23 protein-coding genes are annotated in these 21,477 nt (G+C 70.3%); 15 read left to right on the top strand and 8 right to left on the bottom strand.

The features are described 5' to 3' along the window. Window positions 1-5: 5 nt before the first annotated feature. Window positions 6-1,013 (bottom strand): M14 family metallopeptidase, encoded by a 1,008-nt coding sequence (locus ABID97_RS04915; RefSeq protein ID WP_354397429.1) that lies wholly within the window; start codon window positions 1,011-1,013, stop codon window positions 6-8. Between the two features lie 143 nt (window positions 1,014-1,156). On the opposite strand from ABID97_RS04915, the gene ABID97_RS04910 reads away from it, so the two are divergent. Then, entirely contained in the window at window positions 1,157-1,429 is a 273-nt protein-coding gene (locus tag ABID97_RS04910; RefSeq protein WP_354397428.1) for a hypothetical protein, read from the top strand. A 6-nt stretch (window positions 1,430-1,435) separates the two neighbouring features. On the opposite strand, the gene rpe is transcribed toward ABID97_RS04910, so the two are convergent. Next, on the bottom strand, window positions 1,436-2,128 hold the full coding sequence (gene rpe / locus ABID97_RS04905) for a ribulose-phosphate 3-epimerase (RefSeq protein ID WP_354397427.1): 693 nt from the start codon (window positions 2,126-2,128) through the stop codon (window positions 1,436-1,438). Between the two features lie 71 nt (window positions 2,129-2,199). Here rpe and apaG point away from each other — a divergent pair, with 71 nt between their 5' ends. From apaG to ABID97_RS04885, 4 genes are all read left to right on the top strand, one after another. After that, the gene (gene apaG / locus ABID97_RS04900; protein WP_354397426.1) at window positions 2,200-2,595 is read left to right on the top strand and encodes a Co2+/Mg2+ efflux facilitator ApaG/CorD; all 396 of its coding nucleotides are present in this window, start codon (window positions 2,200-2,202) and stop codon (window positions 2,593-2,595) included. 122 nt (window positions 2,596-2,717) lie between these two features. Beyond that, window positions 2,718-4,694: a transporter-like protein TlpB gene (tlpB, locus tag ABID97_RS04895; protein ID WP_354397425.1), complete on the top strand. Its 1,977-nt coding sequence runs from the start codon at window positions 2,718-2,720 to the stop codon at window positions 4,692-4,694. Further along, on the top strand, window positions 4,691-5,962 hold the full coding sequence (locus ABID97_RS04890; RefSeq protein WP_354397424.1) for a cation:proton antiporter: 1,272 nt from the start codon (window positions 4,691-4,693) through the stop codon (window positions 5,960-5,962). Before tlpB ends, ABID97_RS04890 begins: the two co-directional genes overlap by 4 nt. Continuing rightward, window positions 5,959-7,185: a YbdK family carboxylate-amine ligase gene (locus ABID97_RS04885; protein ID WP_354397423.1), complete on the top strand. Its 1,227-nt coding sequence runs from the start codon at window positions 5,959-5,961 to the stop codon at window positions 7,183-7,185. Before ABID97_RS04890 ends, ABID97_RS04885 begins: the two co-directional genes overlap by 4 nt. Before the next feature lie 6 nt (window positions 7,186-7,191). Here ABID97_RS04885 and ABID97_RS04880 read toward each other — a convergent pair whose 3' ends face one another. After that, on the bottom strand, window positions 7,192-8,169 hold the full coding sequence (locus tag ABID97_RS04880; protein ID WP_354397422.1) for a GlxA family transcriptional regulator: 978 nt from the start codon (window positions 8,167-8,169) through the stop codon (window positions 7,192-7,194). Window positions 8,170-8,270: 101 nt separating this feature from the next. On the opposite strand from ABID97_RS04880, the gene ABID97_RS04875 reads away from it, so the two are divergent. Then, window positions 8,271-8,900 (top strand): isochorismatase family protein, encoded by a 630-nt coding sequence (locus tag ABID97_RS04875; protein WP_354397421.1) that lies wholly within the window; start codon window positions 8,271-8,273, stop codon window positions 8,898-8,900. Window positions 8,901-8,932: 32 nt separating this feature from the next. After that, window positions 8,933-9,889, top strand: coding sequence for a thiamine-phosphate kinase (gene thiL, locus ABID97_RS04870; RefSeq protein ID WP_354397420.1), 957 nt, complete (start codon window positions 8,933-8,935; stop codon window positions 9,887-9,889). Here the strand turns inward: thiL and ABID97_RS04865 are convergent, their stop codons facing one another. Next, window positions 9,890-10,600, bottom strand: a complete 711-nt coding sequence (locus ABID97_RS04865) for a DUF3053 domain-containing protein (protein ID WP_354397419.1) — start codon at window positions 10,598-10,600, stop codon at window positions 9,890-9,892. A gap of 158 nt (window positions 10,601-10,758) precedes the next feature. On the opposite strand from ABID97_RS04865, the gene ABID97_RS04860 reads away from it, so the two are divergent. The 4 genes from ABID97_RS04860 to ABID97_RS04845 are packed head-to-tail and all read left to right on the top strand — an operon-like array spanning window position 10,759 to window position 12,641. Continuing rightward, entirely contained in the window at window positions 10,759-11,286 is a 528-nt protein-coding gene (locus ABID97_RS04860; RefSeq protein ID WP_354397418.1) for a phosphatidylglycerophosphatase A family protein, read from the top strand. Window positions 11,287-11,291: 5 nt separating this feature from the next. Further along, complete coding sequence (locus ABID97_RS04855) at window positions 11,292-11,834, top strand: CinA family protein (protein WP_354397417.1); 543 nt, start codon at window positions 11,292-11,294, stop codon at window positions 11,832-11,834. 1 nt (window position 11,835) lies between these two features. Beyond that, a complete protein-coding gene (locus ABID97_RS04850; protein WP_354397416.1) occupies window positions 11,836-12,330 on the top strand; it encodes a nuclear transport factor 2 family protein in 495 nt (164 codons plus the stop codon). Then, window positions 12,327-12,641 (top strand): GNAT family N-acetyltransferase, encoded by a 315-nt coding sequence (locus ABID97_RS04845; RefSeq protein WP_354397415.1) that lies wholly within the window; start codon window positions 12,327-12,329, stop codon window positions 12,639-12,641. Before ABID97_RS04850 ends, ABID97_RS04845 begins: the two co-directional genes overlap by 4 nt. Here the strand turns inward: ABID97_RS04845 and ABID97_RS04840 are convergent. Then, entirely contained in the window at window positions 12,631-13,818 is a 1,188-nt protein-coding gene (locus ABID97_RS04840) for an MFS transporter (RefSeq protein ID WP_354401672.1), read from the bottom strand. The genes ABID97_RS04845 and ABID97_RS04840 overlap by 11 nt on opposite strands. A 46-nt stretch (window positions 13,819-13,864) precedes the next feature. Continuing rightward, entirely contained in the window at window positions 13,865-14,644 is a 780-nt protein-coding gene (locus ABID97_RS04835) for a UPF0149 family protein (RefSeq protein ID WP_503012803.1), read from the bottom strand. A 60-nt stretch (window positions 14,645-14,704) separates the two neighbouring features. Here ABID97_RS04835 and ABID97_RS04830 point away from each other — a divergent pair, with 60 nt between their 5' ends. Together ABID97_RS04830 and ABID97_RS04825 are read left to right on the top strand one after the other, a co-directional pair. After that, complete coding sequence (locus ABID97_RS04830; RefSeq protein ID WP_354397413.1) at window positions 14,705-16,402, top strand: FMN-binding glutamate synthase family protein; 1,698 nt, start codon at window positions 14,705-14,707, stop codon at window positions 16,400-16,402. After that, window positions 16,399-17,310, top strand: a complete 912-nt coding sequence (locus ABID97_RS04825; RefSeq protein WP_354397412.1) for a BUD32 family EKC/KEOPS complex subunit — start codon at window positions 16,399-16,401, stop codon at window positions 17,308-17,310. Before ABID97_RS04830 ends, ABID97_RS04825 begins: the two co-directional genes overlap by 4 nt. Here the strand turns inward: ABID97_RS04825 and ABID97_RS04820 are convergent. Next, window positions 17,307-17,711, bottom strand: coding sequence for a putative toxin-antitoxin system toxin component, PIN family (locus ABID97_RS04820; RefSeq protein WP_354397411.1), 405 nt, complete (start codon window positions 17,709-17,711; stop codon window positions 17,307-17,309). The genes ABID97_RS04825 and ABID97_RS04820 overlap by 4 nt on opposite strands. 176 nt (window positions 17,712-17,887) lie before the next feature. Here ABID97_RS04820 and ABID97_RS04815 point away from each other — a divergent pair, with 176 nt between their 5' ends. After that, window positions 17,888-18,292: a surface-adhesin E family protein gene (locus tag ABID97_RS04815; protein WP_354397410.1), complete on the top strand. Its 405-nt coding sequence runs from the start codon at window positions 17,888-17,890 to the stop codon at window positions 18,290-18,292. Between the two features lie 18 nt (window positions 18,293-18,310). On the opposite strand, the gene ABID97_RS04810 is transcribed toward ABID97_RS04815, so the two are convergent. Next, entirely contained in the window at window positions 18,311-19,558 is a 1,248-nt protein-coding gene (locus ABID97_RS04810; RefSeq protein ID WP_354397409.1) for a THUMP domain-containing class I SAM-dependent RNA methyltransferase, read from the bottom strand. Between the two features lie 81 nt (window positions 19,559-19,639). Between ABID97_RS04810 and ABID97_RS04805 the strand changes: the two genes are divergently transcribed. Continuing rightward, window positions 19,640-21,436: an ATP-binding response regulator gene (locus ABID97_RS04805; RefSeq protein ID WP_354397408.1), complete on the top strand. Its 1,797-nt coding sequence runs from the start codon at window positions 19,640-19,642 to the stop codon at window positions 21,434-21,436. The last annotated feature ends 41 nt before the right edge of the window (window positions 21,437-21,477 follow it).

Raw genomic sequence — 21,477 nt, 5'->3', positions numbered from 1 at the left:
AGGGTTCAGGCCGACTGCGCGCCGGCCGCGGCCCCGAGCACGCGCTCGCTCGGCCGCGCGAAGTAGAACCACTCGGCGCCGGGCAACGCCAGCGCATTGGGAAAGACGATGAACCCGTCGTCCGGTGCGCTCACCAACGTGCCGTCGTGGCGCATGCCGATGGGCTCGCCGCGCTGCACCGGATCGAAGGTGGCCCAGTCGCGCACGAAGCTGTCTTCCTCGTGGAGCCGGTCCGTGACGCTGGCCAGGCGCAGGAGCCGGGGCGGCGTGGGCGGCACGCCCGGCAGGCCCTCGGGCAGCGCCGCCATGCCGAGCAGCGCCAGCGCGCGGCGAATGGCGCGCCACGCGACCTCGGGCGCTTGCGGGTCGCGGTGCTGGCCGCATTCGAGCGTGACGCCGTAGCCGCCGCAGTTGCGGATGTATTCGTTGGTGCCGCGGCCGAAGTCGAGCGCGTCGTCGCCGACCGCCGCGCCGGCCGCGCGCTGCGCCAGGCCAGCGGCATAGATGTCGAGCCAGCCCTCCACCACGACGGGCGTGCCCAGGTGCAGCGCAAGCAGCCCTTCCTCGGTGGCGCGCGCGAAGGGTTCGAGGGCGCCGCGGTTGTCACGCGGGCCGATCATCGCGAAGGCCTCGCCCTCGCTCTGGAACGAATGCAGGTCGAGCAGCACGTCGTGCCGCTCGATCAGGGGGCACAGCACGTTCGTGACCTTGCCCTCGTAGTCGGTGGGCTCGGCCACGGGCTTGAACAGGCGGTTGAGGTTGCGCTCGCCCTCGCGCTGCAGCCGCCGCCGGGCCAGCGGGTTGGCCACGGGCACCAGGGTCAGCTGGCCGCGCAGCAGCTGGAGCGCGCCGCCGTCGATCTCGGCCCGCACGCGCTCGATGCCGACGGTGCCGCAGGTTTCGTCGCCATGGACGCCGCCCATCACGAGCAGCCGGGGACCGGGATTCAGCGAGGCCACGGTGTGGATGCGCAGGCTGTCGGTGGCGGCGCCGGCAAAAGGATCGGAGGACATGCGGTCGATTATTGCGGAGGCTTCGCCCCTGGTGCAAAGAGGCGCGGCGCGGAGGGCCTACAGGGCGTGCCTCGCCTGTCCTACCGGATCCACTGCCGGCGCCATGCAGGCTTCAGCGGACCCTACAGAGAAGGAACCGTGCCATGACCAGCAGCAAGCCCCGTCCGAAGGAACCCGACACCTCGAAAGACCCGGTGCGGGACGCCGGCGGCGGCAACACCAAGATCGAACAGGGCGGCGATTCGGCACCGCGCCTGCCGCATGAACGCGACGAGTCGTCGGACAGCCAGCAGACGCAGGACGCACAGCCCTCCGAGGTGGGCCGCAAGGGCCATGACGACATCGAGCGCGGCGTCGTCGACACGGACCGCGGCCCGGTGACCGACCGCGTCTACAACGACAAGGTCAAGCGCTGAGCTCTTTTACTTGCCCACGCCCGCGAGCTGCTCGCGCATCGACGAGATCACTGCGCCGTAGTCCTTGGCGTTGAAGATCGCGCTGCCGGCCACGAAGGTGTCGGCGCCGGCGGACGCCACGCGCGCGATGTTGTCGGCCTTGATGCCGCCGTCCACCTCCAGGCGGATGTCGCGGCCGCTCTGTTCGATGCGCTTGCGTGCGAGTTCGATCTTGCGCAGCGCCGAGTCGATGAAGCTCTGCCCGCCGAAACCCGGGTTCACGGACATGATCAGGATCAGGTCGATGTCGTCGATGGCCCAGTCGAGCGCCTCCAGGCCGAGCCCGGGATTGAATACCAGGCCCGCCTTGCAGCCCGCGCCCTTGATGGCCTGGATGCTGCGGTTCACGTGCGGCGAGGCGTCGGGGTGGAAGCTGATGTAGTCGGCGCCCGCTTCGGCGAAAGACGCCGCCAGCGCGTCGACCGGCTGGATCATCAGGTGCACGTCGATCGGCACCGGCTCGCCGCTGGCCGTCTTGGCATGGGGCTTCAGGGCCTTGCAGATCATCGGGCCGAAAGTGAGGTTGGGCACGTAATGGTTGTCCATCACGTCGAAATGGATCCAGTCGGCGCCGGCGGCGATGACCTTGGCCAGCTCGTCGCCAAGGTAGGCGAAATCGGCGGAAAGAATGGAGGGGGCGATGCGGAACGGCGTGCTCATGCGCCGATTGTCGCAGCGCGCGCAAGACCCGGAAAGCAGCGCAGGAGAAGCCGCAAGTTACCATCGCGCGCATGCCGCAAAGCCCCATCAGTGTCCAAGTAGAGCCGCGCTATCTCGCGGAGCAGTCCTCGCCGGCAGACAAGGTCTACACCTTCGCCTACACGGTCACGCTGACCAACGTGGGTGAAATCGGCGCCCAGCTCATCGCCCGCCACTGGCTGATCAACGACGCTTCCGGCCATGCCCAGGAGGTGAAGGGGCTGGGCGTGATCGGCCAGCAGCCGCTGCTGGCGCCGGGAGAATCGTTCCGCTACACCAGCGGCTGCCGCCTGCAGGCGCCCAGCGGCACCATGCACGGCAGCTATTTCGTGGTGACCGAGGACGGCGAACGCTTCGACGTGCCGATCCCGATGTTCGTGCTGGAGGCCGACATCGGCGGCGCACCGGTTTCGCGCGTGCTGCACTAGGCTCGCGCCCACCCTCTCGCCCATCGTGGCGCCTTTCCCGCCCCCACCGGGGGCGACACCCGTGGTCCGGCGACGCCGGTTCCGCGGTGTTTCCGACCTGACTTCCTTCTCTACCTTGTCCTATGGCTGCTGCATCGCTTGACCTGCAGGGCCTCCTGGCCCGGCTCGACCCGACCGCGGACGTGGCGCAGCGCCACATCTGGCTGATCGACGTGTTCGACTGGCTGCGCGGCGACCGCGCGTCGCCGCAGGCGGCGGCGGGCCGCGTGTCGCTGCTGCTCGGCGCCATCGAGGCGCGGCCCGAAATGCGCGCGCGCCTGCGCGCCTGGTGGCAGGCTTTCACGCAGACGGTCGACCTGACCACGCTGCTGGCCGACTACGGCTTTGCGCCACGCACCGCCTTCCTGAGCGAATTCTCCGAACGCCTGCGCCGCAAGATCCTGCCCGGCACGCCGGAAACCACCGACGCCTCGGACCTCTTTCGCATGGTGCTGCCCGGCGTTTTCGACGCGGGATGGATCGCGCTGCTCGACGAAGACCAGCTCGCGCGCATCGCGGACCTGCTGGCCGACAGCGATCCGGCCGACGAGGGCGGCGCCCCGCGCTGGCGCCACACGGTCATGGACGCCGTCACCTACTGCAGCAGCCAGGTGGTGGCGGCCGGCTTCTCGCCCGAATTGCGGCTGCGAATGAGCCAGAGCCGCGCCTTCCATTCGCTGATGTCCGACCTCGACGCGCTGCGCGAGGAGATGTTCGCGCCGCCTGCGGACCCCGGCGGCGGCGAGGCCGCGCTGCAGGCCGCCTTCGTGGCCTTCCGCGATCGGCTCGACGCCTGCCGCGCCAGTGCCTCGTCGGTCTACACGCACCTGGAGGACAACGGCATTTCGGTCGGCCTGGTGTTCCGGCTGCGCCAGCTGCGCGAGCGGGTGCTGCGCATCCGTGAACTGCTCGACTGCCTGATGTCGGCCGCGCCGGCACCCAGCGTGGCGCGGCTGGTGGGCCGGCTCGTGCTCGCGGGCGGCGAGCGCAACAGCATCCGCGCGCTGATCGCCACCAACTCCTCGATGCTCGCGGCCAAGGTGACGGAGCGCAGCGCCGAGACCGGCGAGCACTACATCACGCGCGACCGCGGCAGCTACCTGCGGATGGTCCGCCAGGCCGCGGGCGGCGGCGCCCTCACCGCGGTGACGGTGATGCTCAAGTTCGGCATCTATGCGATCGGGCTGTCGGCCTTCTGGAGCGGCTTCTGGTCGGGCCTGATGTATGCCGCCAGCTTCGTCGCGATCCAGCTGCTGCACCTGACGCTCGCGACCAAGCAGCCGGCGATGACCGCGCCGGCCATGGCGGCGCGGCTGCGCGACATCAAGTCCGACGCGGCGGTGTCCGATTTCGTGGACGAAGTCACCCACCTGGTGCGCTCCCAGGCGGCGGCCGTGCTGGGCAACGTGGGGGTGGTGGTGCCCGCGATGCTGGTCCTCGCGTTGCTCGCGCAGCTCGCGCTCGGGCGGCCGCTGCTGGACGCGGCCCATGCCGGGGCCACGCTGCAATCGCTCTCGCTCCTGGGCCCGACGGCGCTGTTCGCGGCCTTGACGGGCGTGCTGCTGTTCGCGGCCAGCATCGTGGCCGGCTGGACAGAAAACGCCTTTGTCCTGCATCGGCTGGACTCCGCCATGCGTTACAACCCTCGCATCGGCGCTTTTCTGGGCGCCGCCCGCGCCCGCCGTTGGGCGACCTTCATGCGCACACACATCTCGGGCTTCGCCTCCAACATCTCGCTCGGGCTGATGCTCGGGCTGCTGCCGGCATTCGCGGGTTTCTTCGGGCTCGGACTGGAGGTGCGCCACGTGACACTGTCCGCCGGACAGATCGCGGCCGCCGCGGCGTCCCTGGGCATGCCGGTGCTCCATCAGCCCGCGCTGTGGTGGGCGGTGGCGGCCATCCCGGTGATCGGCGTGCTCAACGTGAGCGTGAGTTTCTATTTCGCTTTCCGCCTGGCGCTTCGCGCGCACAGCGTGAGCCTCGGTGACCGCGCGCGCATCCGCAGCGCCATCCGGGCGCGCTGGCGCAGCCGGCCCATCAGCTTTTTTCTACCTGCATGAACCTGACGAGTCTCTTCAACGACCTCCTGGGCTTCTGGTCCGAGTGGCTGCGCCCTTCGGCCGGCCTGCCGACCGTGCTGTGGTCGCTCCTCCTGGCGGCGGCCGCCGCTGCCGGCCACCTGGTGCAGCGCTACCTGGGCCTGCCCAAGGTGGTGGGCTATTCGGCGGTCGGCGCGGTGGTCGGCCTGGCCGGCTTCGAGGGCGCCATCTGGCCGCTGCGCGGCATCAGCCTGTTCCTGCTGGAACTCGGCGCGGCCGTGGTGCTGTTCGAAGCCGGGGGCCGGCTGCCGCTGCGCTGGTTCCGCCACAACCCGATGGTGCTGGTGCAGAGCCTGCTCGAGGCCACGCTCACCTACTTCGGCGTGTTCTGGATGCTGCAGCTGCTGGGCCTGCCCGACCCGGTCGCCAATCCGATCGCGCTGATGGCCATCGTGGCCTCGCCCGCGGTGCTGAGCCGCGTGATCATCGACACGCGCGCCTCGGGCCCGGTGACCGAGCGCGCCATGACGCTGGCCACGCTCAACACCTTCTATGCGCTGGCGCTCGGCTATGCGCAGGCCGGCCTGATCGAGCGCGCGCCGCAGACGATGCTGCAAAAGCTCTACCCGGTGGCGGTGGTGCTGGGCCTTTCGTTCGTGATCGGCGGCATCCTGGCGCTGGCGCTGCGCACGGCGCTGCGCTTCATGAGCCCGACCAGCGAGAACACCTCGATCCTGCTGCTCGCGCTCATTGCCGCCGCGAGTGCGCTCACGGCCCACGTCGGCGGCTCCGCCCCGCTGGCCGCGCTGATCGGCGGCGTGCTGCTCAAGACGCTCAATCCCAAGCCCTGGGCCTGGCAGCGGCAGCTCGGCACGGCCTCGTCGCTGCTCACCATGCTGATGTTCGTGCTGGTGTCCATCGTGGCGGCCCAGGCCGACTGGACCCTGCCGGTGGCCAGCGTGGTGCTGGCCGTGATCGGCATCCGCCTGGTCGCCAAGATCGCCGGCGTGGCCATTGCCAACCCGGGCAGCGGCGCCAGCTGGAACCAGGCCTTCTGGGTCGGCTGCGCGATGTCGCCGCTGTCCTCGATCGCGCTGCTCATCGCCTCCAACTTCACCACCGCGTCGCCGCTGCTCGGCACCATGATCACGCAGGTGGCCCTGCCCTCGATTCTCCTGATGGAAGTCCTGGGCGCCGTGATCGCCACCGTGGCCATCCATGCGGTGGGCGAAAGCTCGGTGCCCTGGACGCCGCAGGCCTTCAGCACCACGGAGGACACGCAGCGATGACCGCGGCCATGCCCCTTTCCGGCCACACCCCTCCTCGCGTCGACCCGGACAGCGACGACTTCCGCTCCGCGGCGCTGCCCGCGGACCCGGCGAGCCGCGTGGTCCAGCTCGAGCCCTTCAACCGCTCCGAGGCACTGTCGCTCGGCGTGGAGCTCGAACTCCAGCTCGTCAACACGCACGACTACGACCTTGCGCCCTATGCCGAGGACATGCTGCGGCTGATGGCGCAGACGCCGCTGCCCGGCAGCGTGGTGCCCGAGATGACCTCGAGCATGATCGAGATCTCGACCGACATCTGCCATTCGGCGCAGGACGTGATCAAGCAGCTCTCGCCGATCCGCGAGGCGCTGATCAAAAACGCCGACAAGCTCAACATCGCGGTGGTGGGCGGCGGCACGCATGCGTTCCAGCAATGGCACGAGCGGCGCATCTACGACAAGCCGCGCTTTCGCGAGCTGTCGGAACTGTATGGCTACCTGAGCAAGCAGTTCACCATCTTCGGCCAGCACGTGCACATCGGCTGCCCCGATGCCGATGCCGCGCTCTTGATGCTGCACCGCATGTCGCGCTACATCCCGCACTTCATCGCGCTGTCGGCCTCGTCGCCTTTCGTCCAGGGGCAGGATACGCAGTTCGACTCGGCGCGGCTCAACTCGGTGTTCGCGTTCCCGCTCTCGGGCCGCGCGCCCTTCACGCTGAGCTGGAAGGAGTTCGAGGCCTACTTCGAGCGCATGACCCGCACCGGCGTCGTGCGCAGCATGAAGGACTTCTACTGGGACATACGGCCCAAGCCGGAGTTCGGCACCATCGAGATCCGCGTGTTCGACACGCCGCTCACGGTGGAACGCGCGGCCGCACTCGCGGGCTACGTGCAGTCGCTGGCCGCGTGGTTCCTGCAGGAGCAGCCCTTCGAGCCGACCGAGGACGACTACCTCGTCTACACCTACAACCGCTTCCAGGCCTGCCGCTTCGGGCTCGATGCGGTCTATGTGGACCCGGCCAGCGGCCAGCACATGCCGCTGCGCGACCACATCCTCATGACGATGACGCAGCTCGAATGGCACAGCGAGGCGCTCAACGCCACGCAGGCACTGGGCGAACTGCGCACCAGCGTGGAGGCCAACCGCAACGACGCACGCTGGCTGCGCGAGAAGCAGGGCAAGGAACGCCTGCTGGCCGAGGTGGTGCGGCAGGCGTCGCTGCGCTTCCGCGGCGCGGCCTGACGCCACTCAGGCGGCCGCGGCCTCCTGCGAGAACTGCCTGCGGTAGGCCGTGGGCGAGGTCTTGAACGCCGCGGCAAAGTGCTTGCGCAGCAGCACCGCCGAGCCGAAACCCGCCTCGGTGGCCACCCGCTCCACCGGGCGGTCGGTGGTCTCCAGCAGCCGCTGCGCCAGCGCCAGCCGCTGGTTCTGCAGCCATTGGCCGACCGTGGTGCCCGTGGCTTCGCGGAAGCGCCGCGTGAAGGTGCGCCGGCTCATGAGCGCGCGCCGGGCCAGGTCGTCCAGCTCGTGCGGGCTGTGCAGCTGGCGGCCCAGCCAGGCGAGCAGCGGCGCGAGCCGGTCGCTCTCGGCCGCGGCAGGCACCGGCCGCGCGATGTACTGCGCCTGCCCGCCCTCGCGGTGCGGCGCCACCACCATGCGGCGCGCGGCGCGGTTGGCCGCCTCGGCGCCGTAGCGCACGCGCAGCAGGTGCAGGCAGCAGTCGATGCCCGCGGCCGTGCCCGCCGAAGTGAGCACGTCGCCGTCGTCGACATAGAGCACCTCGGGCTGCAGCGTGACCTTCGGATATTGCCTCGCGAAGGCCTCGGCCAGGTTCCAGTGCGTGGTGGCGGGGCGGCCGTCCAGCAGGCCCGCCTCGGCCAACACGAAGGCGCCCAGGCACAGCCCGACCACGGTGGCGCCGCGCCGATGCGCCGCCTGCAGCGCGCGGACCAGCGCCGGCGGCGCGGGCCGGCCATCGTCGCGCCATGAAGGCACGATCACGATCTGCGCCTGGCGCAGGGCCTCGAGCCCGTGCGGCACCACGAGCGAGAAGCCCGCGTTGGTTTGCAGCGGGCCCGGCTCGGTGCCGCACACGCGCAGGCGAAAACGCGGTGCGCCGGTTTCGGTGCGGTCCTCGCCGAAGACCATGCACGGCACGGACAGGTGGAAGGGGCTGATGCCGTCGAAGGCGACGACGGCGATGGTTTCGGCGGGCTTGCTCTGCATGGCCCGATTTTATCGGTGAATGGCTGCCGGGCCACTTTCTCGCAGGCGCCCGAGCCGGAACAATCACCCCATTCCACAACAAGCAACGGAGCAGACAGACCATGAGCACCACCCCCGCACCGCGCCGCGCCCTCGTCGTGATCGACGTGCAGAACGAATACTTCGAAGGCGGCGGCCTGCCGATCGAATACCCGCCGGTCGAGCAGTCGCTGCCCAACATCGCACGGGCGATGGACGCGGCGCATGCCGCCGGCACGCCGGTGGTGGTGGTTCGCCACCATGCGCCCAAGGGCGCGCCGGTGTTCCAGGCCGACAGCCACAACGGCCAGCTGCACCCGGAGATTGCCCGCCGGCCGCACGACCACCTCGTGACCAAGGCCATGCCGAGCGTCTTCACCGGCACCGACTTCGGCGACTGGCTCGCGCGCCATGAGATCGACACGCTGAGCGTGGCCGGCTACATGACCCAGAACTGCGATGCGTCCACCGTGTTCGAAGCCATGCACCGCGGGCTGAACGTGGAGTTCCTGTCGGACGCGACCGGCGCCCTGCCCTACGCCAATGCGGCCGGCAAGGTCAGCGCCGAGGAAATCCACCGCGTCTTCAGCGTCGTGTTCCACAGCAACTTCGCGGCCGTGGCAAGCACCGAGGCGTGGATCGCCGCGCTGCAGGCCGGCCAGGCGATCGAGAAGGACAACGTGCTGATGTCGAACCGGCGCGCGCGGGGCTGAGCGCCGCAGGTCGGAGCGCTTATGCTCGCCGCATGGGTGAATTCGACCTGATCGCACGCTACTTCAAGCGCCCCGCCAAGCGCTCCCCGCTCGGCGTGGGCGACGACTGCGCCTTGCTCGCGCCGGCGCCCGGCATGCAGCTGGCGGTGTCGTCCGACATGCTGGTCGAGGGGCGGCACTTTCTCTCGACGGTCGATCCGGCGCGGCTGGGCCACAAGGCGCTGGCGGTGAACCTCAGCGACCTGGCGGCCTGCGGTGCCAGGCCGCTGGCCTTCACGCTCGCGCTCGCGCTGCCCGGCGTCGACGAGCCCTGGCTCGAAGGTTTCTCGCGCGGGCTCTTTGCGCTGGCCGACGAACACGGCTGCGAGCTCGTGGGTGGCGACACCACGCGCGGCCCGCTCAACATCTGCATCACCGTCTTCGGCGAAGTGCCGGCCGGCGCGGCGCTGCTGCGATCGGGCGCGCGCGCCGGCGACGACATCTGGGTCAGCGGCACGCTCGGCGATGCGCGGCTCGCGCTGGAAGTGTTTCGCGGCACGCTCGCACTGCCGGCCGAGGTGTTCGCAGCGGCGCGAATGCGCATGGAACAGCCCACGCCGCGCGTCGCGCTCGGCCAGGCGCTGCGCGGCACGGCTTCGGCCGCCGTGGACGTGAGCGACGGCCTCGTCGGCGACCTGGGCCACATCCTCGCCGCGAGCCGGGTGGGTGCCACGCTGGACGCCGATGCGGCCGTGTCCCTGGTGGCGGCCGCCGCAACGGGCCTTGGCGCCGGCGTGCTGCGCACCTGCGCGCTGTCGGGCGGCGACGACTACGAACTGGTCTTCACCGCGCCGCCCTCCGCGCGCGCGGCAGTCGAACAGGCCGGTCAGGACAGCGCCACGCGCGTCACGCGCATCGGCCGCGTCGAGGCCGACACCGGGCTGCGCATCGTGGACGCGAGCGGCTCACCGGTGGCGCAGCGCTTCGGCTCCTTCGACCACTTCGGCTGATCAGGATCCGCGGACCATCGCCTGCATCTTCGACTGCGCGGCGTTGATGGCCTTCGAATGGCCGTTGAGGTCCTGCAGCATCTTGTTGAGCTCGGCCTGCACGGCCGGGTCGGTCACGGTGACGGACGCGCCCGACACCTGGATCTTCGACTTGTTCCTTTCGATGTAGTCGCCGATGGCCAGCGCGCCGTCGAACACCGAATCGAGCGCGGGGAACACCTCCTTGAAGGTGGCGGCCGGCGCGGACACGGTCTTGTCGTAGGCCTTGCCGTAGACCTGCTTCAGGTCGTCGGCCTGCTTGAGGCCGGCATGCGCCGCGTCGGCCTTGGCGAGCTCCTGGTCGAGTGCGGTGCGCAGGCCGCGCAGGCCGTCCTTCGCGGCCTTGAGGTCGTCGCGGCGCGACGACAGGTCGGCGATCGACCGCAGCGCGCCCTTGGCCATCACCTGGGTCATCGGCTGGCTGACCGACTTGTTCATGCCTTCGTTGAAATCGGCGATCACCGCGTAGTGCTGCGCGTAGTCGCCGAAGGAGGCCTTCTCGTCGGGCGTGAGCGTGGGCACGCGCAGGCCCGGCTTGTCCAGCACGCGGGTCTGCAGGAAGCCGATGAAGGCGGTGCGCTGCTCGGCCTCCTTGTTGCCGCAGGCCGCGAGCAGCACGCTGAATGCAAGGCACATCCACAGGGTGTTGAAACGGACCAGGGTTCTCTTCATGATGGCCATGCCTTCGTTTGGGAATGAGCCGCCGAGCATACGATGGCCGGGGTCCCCATCCCATACGCCGAACGGCATGGCAAAAGGCACTCGGTGACCGAATGCGCGACACTCCAGTCTCGATGCAAGCTGCTTCTTCTTCCTCCTTTCCAGGCGCCATGCTACAAGCCACGCCCCACCGCCCGACCCTCGGCTTCCTGTTTTCCCACCCGGCCCATTTCATCGCCTTGGGTTTGGGCTCGGGACTGCCGCGGGTGGCGCCCGGCACCGTCGGCACGCTGTGGGCGTGGGCGGCATTCACGGTGATGCAGCTGTGGTTCACGCCCGCCACCATCGGCTGGATCATCCTGGCCTCGCTGCCGGTCGGCTGGTGGGCCTGCAGCGTCACGGCACGCGACATGGGCGTGGCGGACCCGGGCAGCATCGTGTGGGACGAGGTGGTCGCGTTCTGGATCGTGCTGTGGCTGGTCACGCCGGCGGGCCTCTGGGCGCAGGCCATCGCCTTCGGCCTGTTCCGGTTTTTCGATGCGGCCAAGCCCGGTCCGGTGGCCTGGGCCGATGGCCTGTTCAAGCAACGCGACGCCTCAGAGGTGCGCTGGTGGCGCGCCGGCTTCGGCATCATCCTGGACGACCTGGTGGCGGCGTTCTGCACGCTGCTGGTCATTGCGCTCTGGCGCGCCTGGTGAACCTCATGGAACCCTCCTTTCCCTCGAACTCTCCCGCCGACCAGGCCACGCCCGCGCTGGTGGCGGCCACGGCCGCACTGCTGCTCCAAAAAGGCTGGATGATGGCCACGGCCGAAAGCTGCACCGGAGGCCTCATCGCGGGGGCCTGCACCGAACTCGCAGGCTCCAGCGCCTGGTTCGAACGCGGCTTCGTCACCTATTCGAACGCGGCCAAGACCGAACTGCTGGGTGTCGATGCGGCGCTGATCGAAGCGCACGGCGCGGTCAGCGAGCCCGTGGCCCGCGCCATGGCCGAAGGCGCCGTCGCGCGGTCGGCGGCCCAGGCGGCCGTGGCGGTGACCGGCGTGGCGGGCCCCACCGGCGGCAGCCCCGAAAAGCCGGTCGGCACCGTGTGGTTCGGCTGGGCGGTCGACGGACGGGTCCGCACCGAGCGCCGCCGCTTCGAGGGCGACCGCGCCGCGGTGCGTGCGGCCACGGTGCACTACGCGCTCCAGACCCTGGCGGGCCTTCTCGGCTCCCCACCCGACACGACAAGAAAGGCCCCATGACATGACAGCAGCAGCCAATGCGCAGACCATCGAACGCTTCTACGAAGCCTTTTCCAGGCTCGACGGCCCCGCGATGGCGGCCTGCTATGCCAGCGACGCGGCGTTCGACGACGAGGCCTTTTCGCTGCGCGGCCGGCGCCAGGTGGGCGGCATGTGGCGCATGCTCTGCGATGCCACGCGCGCCAAGGGCGCCGACGTGTGGCGGCTGAGCTGGCGCGACGTGCGCGCCGACGACACCGGCGGCCAGGCCCACTGGGACGCGCACTACCGCTTCAGCGCCACCGGCCGGCTGGTCGACAATAGCGTCGACTCGCGCTTCGGCTTCACGCCCGACGGGCTGATTGCCACGCAGCAGGACAGCTTCGCGTTCTGGACCTGGTCGCGCCAGGCCCTGGGCGCGCCCGGCCTGCTGCTGGGCTGGACACCGATGCTGCGCAACAAGGTACGCGCCACCGCGGCCGCCAATCTCACCACCTATCTCGCACGCCAACCATGAGCAACAGCAACCTCGCCATCACCGACAACGCCGCCCAGCACCGCTACGAAGCCATGCTCGAGGGCCAGCTCGCGGCCTACGCCGAATACAACCTGCTGACCGACGCCATCATGTTCACCCACACCGAGGTGCTCCCGGAGCACGAAGGCAAGGGCGTGGGCTCGGGCATTGCGCGGCACGTGCTCGACGAGGCGCGCGCCAAGGGCCTGCACGTGATCCCGGTCTGCCAGTTCATCGCGGGCTACATCCGCAAGCACCGCGAATACGCCGACCTCGTGCGGCCCGACATCCAGCGCGCCTTCAAGATCTGAGGGCCTGGGCCCTGGGCGCGGGCAGCCACGCGAAGGCTGCGACGCCCAGCACCAGCAAGAGCGCGATGGTGGCCAGCACGGCCGTGAGCGGATCGCCCCCATGCGCCGCGGCCACCGAAGCCGCCACGCCGGTGCCCCACTGCATGAGCGCCACGCCGAGGAACATCGCCATGGTGAACACCGCCATCGCGCGGCCCGTGAGCGCGGCGGGATAGGCCACGCGCACGTCGGCGTACTGCCAGACGATGAAGCCCGAGAGCACGCCGATGAGCACCATGCCGCCGATGTCGAGCCAGGCCGAATGCGCGAACGCGATGAGCGCGAACAGGCCCGCATAGCCCAGCGCGCAGGCCACGATCCAGCGGCGGCGCGCGGCGCCGTCGCGGTCGAAGCGCCCGAACAGCGGCGCCCCCAGCAGCGAGATCACCGACACCGCGAGCGCGACGTTGCCGCTCTGCACCAGCGAATAACCATGGCGCTCCATCATGAGCGGCCCGAGCCAGAGGCCGCGCAGCGAGATGAAGGCGGCATAGGTCACGGCGCCGAGCAGCACGATGCCCAGCGTGTGCGGCATGGCCAGCAGCGCGCCGAACTGGCGGATGGCCTCGGGAATGGATTCCCGGACCTTCGGCGCGGCCGATGCGGGCTCGTGCACCCAGCGCCAGATCGCGAGCCACGCGAGCGCCGAGGCCGCGGCCAGCACCACGAACCCCGCGCGCCACGAATACGCCTGCACCAGCCAGGCGAGGGGCGTGCCGGTCACCAGCATGCCGATGCCGCCGATCGCGAGCACCAGCCCCGAGACGGTGGCGAAGCGCGCCGCCGGAAAGTGCCGCGCGATGAACACGGTGCACACCAGGAAGGCCGGCGCGCAGCCGACGCCGATCAGCGCCTGCCCCGCCACCAGCACCAGGTAGTTGGGCGCCACGGCCGACAGCAGCGCGCCCGCAATCGCGATCGGAAAGGCAACGAGCACCGTGCGGCGCACGCCGTGCAGGTCGATGCCGATGCCCATGAAGAGCTGCATCGCGCCGAAGGCGAAATGGAACGCCCCCGAGAAGATGCCGAGCGCCTGGGCCGAGAGCCTGAAATCGGACTGCAGCGGGCTCGCCATGATGGCGCCCACGGTGCGGAAGGCCTGGCTCAGCGCCACCCCGGCGCACAGCGCCAGCACCATGACCCACGCCGCGCGCGTGGTCAGCGGGGCGGTGGCCGGGCCGGTCTCAGGCACCGTGGCACTTCTTGTATTTTTTCCCGCTGCCGCAGGGGCAGGGATCGTTGCGGCCGGGGGTGGCTTCCTTGCGGAGGGTCTCGACCTTCGGCCCCAGGCTCTTCCAGAGCTGGCGCAGGTCGTACACGGCCCAGATGGCGGCGCCGAAATCGTCCAGCCGCTGCTGGCTCACGCTGGGCGGGCCGTCGTCGCTGAACATGGAAAGCGTGGGCTTGGCCTTGTCGTCCTCGGTGAGCGCGACGATGTTGTCGAGCGCGTCGTCCAGCATCTGGGCGGCTTCCTTGTCGCGCGGGGCGGCCCAGTCTTCGGGCCAGTTCTCGACCGCGTACATGAAGCCCAGCGCCCAGACCTGTGCGAACGAGGGAATCTCCTCGCCTTCGACCGCGGCGCGCTCTTCCTCGGGCAGCGAGGCGATGGCGCCCCGCGTGTCGAGCACCTCGGGTTGCCAGCTGCGCTCGTCGTCGAGCGACTGCACGTCGGCGTCCAGGCCCTCCTCGATCTCGCGCCAGCGGCGCTTCCAGTTCCAGACGAACTCCATGTGCCGGGCCGGCACGAAGCCCTCGCCCAGCAGCACGGGCCAGTATTCGGCGGGTTCGATGGCCCGGCGGGTGCAGATCAGCGCGGCCATGAAGCCTTCGCAGAACTCCCACTGGGGAATTTCCTCGTCGTGCTCGCGCATGGCGTCGAGCGCCTGGTCGAGCGCGTCGAAATCATCGGGGCCGAGGGGGGTCGAATCGGGCGCTGCGGCCTGGGGGGTGTCGTTGATGGTCATCATGGCAAGTTCGGGGCAGCCCTCTATGATGCAGCAGGCTCCGGCAGTCCACTCCTATCCATGCCCACGATTATTCCGTTTCCGGCGCGCTACAGCGCCTTTGCCCTGTGCGCCGCGGGCCTGGCGGCCAGCCTGGCCGCCGTGCTGGTGTCCCCGCACCTGTGGGTGGCTTGGGTGGCGCTGGTGGTTTTTGCGGCCCTCGTCGGCACCGGCGTGCACGACCTGCGGCAAACGCGCCATGCCATCCTGCGCAACTACCCGGTGATCGGCCACCTGCGCTTCCTGCTGGAATTCATCCGGCCGGAGATGCGCCAGTACTTCATCGAGAGCGATTCCGAGGCGGCACCATTCTCGCGCGCGCAGCGCTCGCTGGTGTACCAGCGCGCCAAGGGCGACCCCGACAACCGCCCCTTCGGCACGCAGCTGGACGTCACCATCGCGGGCTACGAGTGGATCAACCACTCGATGCGGCCGACCCGGCTCGAGAACCACGACTTCCGCATCGTGATCGGCGGCACGCCGCAGCCGGCGGAGGCGAACCCGGCCCAGGTCTGCACCCAGCCCTACAGCGCGAGCGTGTTCAACATCTCGGCCATGAGCTTCGGGGCGCTGTCGGCCAATGCGATCCTCGCGCTCAACCAGGGCGCGAAGATGGGCGGCTTTGCGCACGACACCGGCGAAGGCTCCATCTCCCAGCACCACCGGGTGCATGGCGGCGACCTGATCTGGGAGATCGGCTCGGGCTACTTCGGCTGCCGCAACGAGGACGGCAGCTTCGACGCCGAGCGCTTCAGCGCCAATGCGCGCGATCCGCAGGTGAAGATGATCGAGCTCAAGCTGAGCCAGGGCGCCAAACCCGGCCACGGCGGCGTGCTGCCCGCGCCCAAGGTCACGAAGGAGATCGCGGCGGCCCGGGGCGTGCGGGTGGGGGTCGACTGCATCTCGCCGGCCTCGCACAGCGCTTTCTCCACGCCCATCGAAATGATGCATTTCATCGCCAGGCTGCGCGAACTCTCGGGCGGCAAGCCCACGGGCTTCAAGTTCTGCCTCGGCCATCCCTGGGAGTGGTTCGCGATCGTCAAGGCCATGCAGGCGACCGGCATCACGCCCGACTTCATCGTGGTGGACGGGGCCGAGGGCGGCACGGGCGCGGCGCCGGTCGAGTTCAGCGACCACGTGGGCGCGCCACTGCAGGAGGGGCTGCTGCTGGTGCACAACACGCTCATCGGCGTGAACCTGCGCCACCGCATCAAGCTGGGCTGCGCCGGCAAGGTGATCACCGCCTTCGACGTGGCGCGCATGATGGCGCTGGGCGCCGACTGGTGCAACGCGGCGCGCGGCTTCATGATGGCGCTGGGCTGCATCCAGGCGCAAAGCTGCCACACGGGCCACTGCCCCACCGGCGTGACCACGCAGGACCCGGTGCGCCAGCAGGCGCTGGTGGTGCCGACCAAGGCCGACCGGGTGCGCAACTTCCACCGCAGCACCCTGCACGCGCTGCAGGAACTGGTGCAGGCCGCGGGCCTGGACCATCCGCAGCAGATCACAGCGCACCACATCGTGCGGCGCATTTCCGACACCGAGGTGCGGCTGCTGAGCAACCTGGTGATGCAGGTGCAGCCGGGCGCGCTGCTGGGCCCGCTGGACAAGCAGCACAACGTGTTCCGCACCTACTGGCCGCTGGCCAGCGCCGAGAGTTTCCAGCCCCTGACGCAGGGGCCGCACGGCCTGGTGTCGAATCTTCCGCTGGCCGCATGACACTGCGACGCGGTGCTTCGGCCCGGCCCCATGGCGGCAAGGGTGCGGCCACGGCGCCGGCACCCCTCGATGCGAACGCCCCTGCGCCGGGCCCGGGCGACTATGCCGAGTTTTTGCGCGTCATGCTGCCCAGGCAGCAGAAGAACGTGGCCAGCCACCGCCTGGGCAGCGAGCGCGTCTGGCTCAAGAAGGCCGGCCCGCGCCACGGCAAATGGGGCTACCGCGTGATGGCGGCGGTCGCGCGCATGGCGCGGCTGGACATCATCAAGCCGGTGCCCAATCCGGGCGGGGAGGCCGCCATCGCCACCGAGGCCCGGCGCCTGCGGCAACTGGCGGCCGCGGGCCTGCGCGTGCCCGCGGTGCTGGCCGAACAGCCCGACGGCCTGCTGATCTCGGACCTGGGCGAAAGCGGCCGCGGCACCCTCGTGCTGCAGGAAAAGCTCGACCAGGCCGCCGCGGCCGGACCTGCCGCGCTGCTGGCGGTCTGGCGCGAAGGACTGGCCGCGATCGCCCAGGTGCACGTGCGCGGCCAGCACCTGAGCCAGGCCTTCGACCGCAACCTGGTTCAGTGCCCCGACGGTGTCATTGGCTACATCGACTTCGAGGACGACCCGGCCGAGGTGATGACGCTGGCCGAGTGCCAGGCGCGCGACTGGCTCAGCTACCTGCATTCGACCGCCATGATGCTGGAGGCCGCGGCGCCCGAGGCCGCGGGCCTGCACTGGCATGCCGCGCTGGCGGAGGTGGGCGAGGAGGTGCGCCAGCGCATTGCCGAGGCGGCACGGCGCATGAAATGGGCCCAGCGCCTGCCGGCCAGCCGACGCTGGGGCCGCGACACGCAGCGCGTGCGCGCGGTGGCGCGGCTCCTGGGGCGCTGGCACGGCGCGCCGGCGCCCTCTGCCGGCTAGGTCGCCAGCACCGCCTGCACCACCACGCCTTGCGCGGCAAGGCGCTTGCGCATCGTCAGCACGGCCTGGTCCTTGCTCAGGAGCCGCGCGCGCCGGGCCACCGCCAGGTCGATGAAGACCTGGTCGTCGGGGTCCTTGCAGACGCAGGAGGCGCGCGGCGGCGTTTCCGCGACCCGTTGCACGCGTTCGTCGAAGGCCGCGAGAACGGCTTCGGCCGACAGCTTCCTGTGCGCCAGCCGCGCCGCGATGAGTGGATAGCCCAGCACCCGCGCGAGTTCGCTGCGCATGGAGGCAGTGGCGAGCCAGCGCAGTTCGCCTGCCGCCAGCGCCGCCGCGAGCGGCAGGCAGTCGGGGTTGTCGAACACCAGCAAGTCGAGCGCGATGTTGGTGTCGATGACCACGAAGGCGCCGGGCGCGGCGTTTGCTTCTTCGGGAGGGAGGGAGGCTTGTGCGTTTGGAATACCCCGATGTTGCACCATGCGCCAGCGCAAGGCGAAAAAGCTCGCATCGATTCACAATCAGCCGCACCGGCTTGCGCGGTGCCCTTCAATGTTTTCAGATGACGAAACGAACTTTCTTGCTGCTCGCCTTTTTCACCGTGCCGCTGGCCCATGCGGAATGGCTCACCCTGACCGGCACCGCCGGGGAGGCGGCCAACAGCTATGTGCAGGTGGACCCGACCAGCGTGGTGGTGGACGGAAGCAAGCGGCTCGTGGCGGTGCGGATCAGCCTGGCCGAGCCGCGCACCGGCCAGGACGGCCTCAAGTTCCGCTCGGTCGCGGCCAAGGCGAGCGTGGACTGCGACGCGCGCAAGGCGCGCTACGTGAGCGCCACCTATTTCTCACAGCCGAATTTCGTCGGCGAACCGGTCGCGGTGCGGGAGTTCGACGAGAGCGACGTGCGTCCGATGAAATTCGACGGCCTGCCGGTCGAGCTCGCGCCGCGGACGATGAACGCGGCCTGCGGCGTCGGGGTGAAGTAGCCCCCGCCGGGGTGCCGGCTACTTGCTTCGGGCCGAGCCGGCCACCATGTCGAAGCGGAACAGCCGGCATTCGATCGGCCCGTTCCACATCGGCACGCGGCGCGATTCCTTGAGCCGCATGCGCTTGGGCAATTTCAGGTCGGGCGTGAGCACCCAGGCGGTCCAGCCGGGGTAGTTCTTCTTCCAGTGCGTGGCGAGCTGCGGGAAGAACTCGCCGCCCTCGTCGGCTTCGCCCCCGCCTTCGGGGCTGCCGGGCGTCTGCGCAGCCTCGCGGGCGCCGAAGCGCGCCACGCCGCCGACCTCGATGCGTTCGCCGTAGGGCGGGTTGAGCATGATCACGCCGCCCTCTGCGGGGGGCATGCGCTGCAGCGCATCGCCGCCACGGAACTCGATGGCCTCGGCCACGCCGGCACGCTCCGCGTTGCGTTCGGCAAAGTCGACCATGCGGTGCGAAACGTCGGAACCGAAGATCGCGACCTGCCGCACGGCGGCCGACGATGCGGCCCCCTGCCTGATCGCCTCCCACACATGGGCCTGGAACGGCAGCAGCTTCTCGAAGCCGAAGCGCCGCAGCGACCCGGCCGGGATGCCGCGCGCGATCTGCGCCGCCTCGATGGCGATGGTGCCGCTGCCGCAGCAAGGGTCGTACAGCGGCTCGGCGGCCACCAGTCCGGTCTCGGGGTTCCACCAGCCGCTGGCGGCGAGCATGGCGGCGGCCAGCGTTTCCTTCAGCGGCGCATCGCCCTTGTCCTGCCGCCAGCCGCGCTTGAAGAGCGGCTCGCCCGAGGTGTCGATGTAGAGCGTGCAGTGGTCCGTGGTCAGGTGGGCGAACACGCGGCAGTCGGGCCACTGCGTCTCGATGCTCGGGCGCACGCCGCCGGCCTTGGCGCGAAAGCGGTCGGCAATCGCATCCTTGATGCGCAGCGTGGCGAAGTTCAGGCTCTGCAGCGGGCTGTGCTGCGCCGTGGTCTCGATCTTGAAGGTCTGCTTGGGCGTGAACCAGATCTCCCAGGCCACGCCGCCCGCGATGGCGTACAGGTCGTTCTCGCTGCGGTAGGGCGCATGGGCCAGTTCGACCAGCACGCGCTGGGCGAGCCGGCTGTGCAGGTTGAGCTTGAGCGCATCGCGCCATTCGGCGCGCACCCGCACGCCGCCGCGCAGCGTGAGCAGGTCTTGCCCGACGCGGCCGGTGAGCGCATGGACTTCCTGCGCAAGGAATTCCTCGACGCCGGCGGCGCAAGGCAAAAAGAGGGAAAGATCGTTCACAGGGGGTTCGCCATCATCGGCCGGCTGGGGAGACGCCATTGTCGCCGCGCCGGGCCGCTTCTCTATATAGTGGGCCGGCCGATGAATTCCACCACCGCGCCCATGGTTGCTCCGGCCGCTCCCGGGGACGACCGCTTTGCCATCGAGTGCGAGGTGCTGCGGCTCTCGGTCCGCCCGATCGGCCCGGTGCTGCTGGTGCAATACCTGCTGAACTGCGGCGTGGCGGCACTCTTTGCCTGGCAATACTCGCTACCCCATGCGCTCGCATGGATCGCGCTGATCACGGGGGTGACGGTCATGCGCGGCTTCTTTCCCGAGCGCCTGCCCGAGCCCTTCACGCCCGCGAGCCTGCGCCAGGCGCAGCGCCTGCACACGGTGCGCACCGGCATCTGGGAGCTGGCCCACGGCCTGGCCGGGGTGCTGCTGTTCAACACCGGCCATGCGGACCAGCAGCTGCTGCTCGCCCTGATGCTGATGGGCATGACCCTGTCTTCGGCGTTCTCGGTTTCGTTCTACACGCCGGCCACGCAGCTGGCGATCACCCTGCTGCTGGCGCCCGTGATCGTCACCGGGCTGTGGCTCGGCGCGCCCACGATGATGGCCGTGTCGGTCATCGGCATCGGCCTGATCGCGATGATGTGGAAGCTGGTGGCCGAGCGCTCGCGCCAGCTCGAAGAGAACATCGGGCTGCGCCTCAACGAGCGCCGCCTGCGCGAGCAGGCGCTGGCCGGGCTGCGCGCCTCCGAGCAGGCCCAGGCCGAGCGGCTGCGCTTCTTCTCGGCGGCCAACCACGACCTGCGCCAGCCGGTGATGGCCATCGGCCTGCAGGCCGAAGTGCTGCGCCAGCAGCTGCAAGGCGGCGCCGAAGCACCGGCGGTGCAGCACACGGTGGCTTCGCTCGCGCGCGCGCAGCAGGCGCTGGAGGGCCTGACCAACCAGCTGCTCGAGATCGGCCGCATCGAAGCCGCGGTCGATCCGCTGCACCCGGTGGCGGTGCCGCTGGCCCCGCTGCTGCACGAACTCGCACGCCAGGCCGGCGGAGCCCGCGTGCGGGTGCGCTGCCCGGCCGATGCGGTGGCCTGGGCCGATGCCGTCTCGCTGCGCCGCGTGCTGGCCAACCTGGTGGACAACGCCGTCAAGTTCACGCCACGCGGGCGGGTGCTGCTGGCGGTGCGCGCGCGCCGGCGCAACGGCCATCGGGCCTGGCGCGTCGAGGTGCGCGACAGCGGCATCGGCATTGCGGCCGAGGCGCAGGAGCGGGTGTTCGGCGACTTCGAGCAGGTCGGCAATGCCGAACGCAACCTGCAGCGCGGCCATGGCCTGGGGCTCGCGATCGTGCGGCGGCTCGCGGGGCAGCTCGGCATCGAGGTGTCGCTGCGTTCGGCACCGGGGCGCGGTTCGGTGTTCGGCTTCGAGCTGTCCGCCGCGCCGGCCGACGCGCCGCTGCCGCGGGCTTCCGGGCGGCCGCCGCAACCCTTCGCGCAGGCGGCGGTCGCCCTGGACCCCGGGCTCGCGGTGCTGGTGGTGGAAGACAACGCCGTGGTGGCCGAGAGCCTGGGGGCGCTGCTGAGGCAATGGCAGCTGTCACCGCGCATCTACGGCAGCGCGGCCGAGGCGCTGGCGCTGGCGGACCTCGACGCGCTCGACGTGGCGCTGTGCGACATCCGCCTGCCGGGCCGGCTCGACGGCATCGCGCTGGCGGAACGGCTGCAGCGGCAGAAGCCGTCGCTCACCATCGCGCTCATCTCGGCCGACATCGGCGAAGCCACCTGGCGGCTCGCCTTGGAGCGCGGCTGGCATGCGCTGCGCAAGCCGGTGCAGCCGGCCGAACTGCACGCGGTGCTGCTGCAGGCCCGGCAGCCGTCCGCCGTGCGCTGACCGCCGGCGCGGCGCCTGGCACGGCTCGTGCACTGCCTACG

This window comes from Variovorax sp. OAS795, from assembly GCF_040546685.1.
GTDB lineage: Bacteria > Pseudomonadota > Gammaproteobacteria > Burkholderiales > Burkholderiaceae_C > Variovorax.
The sequence above is the reverse complement of the archived record's forward strand: the minus strand, read 5'-3'. Positions and strand labels throughout refer to the sequence as shown.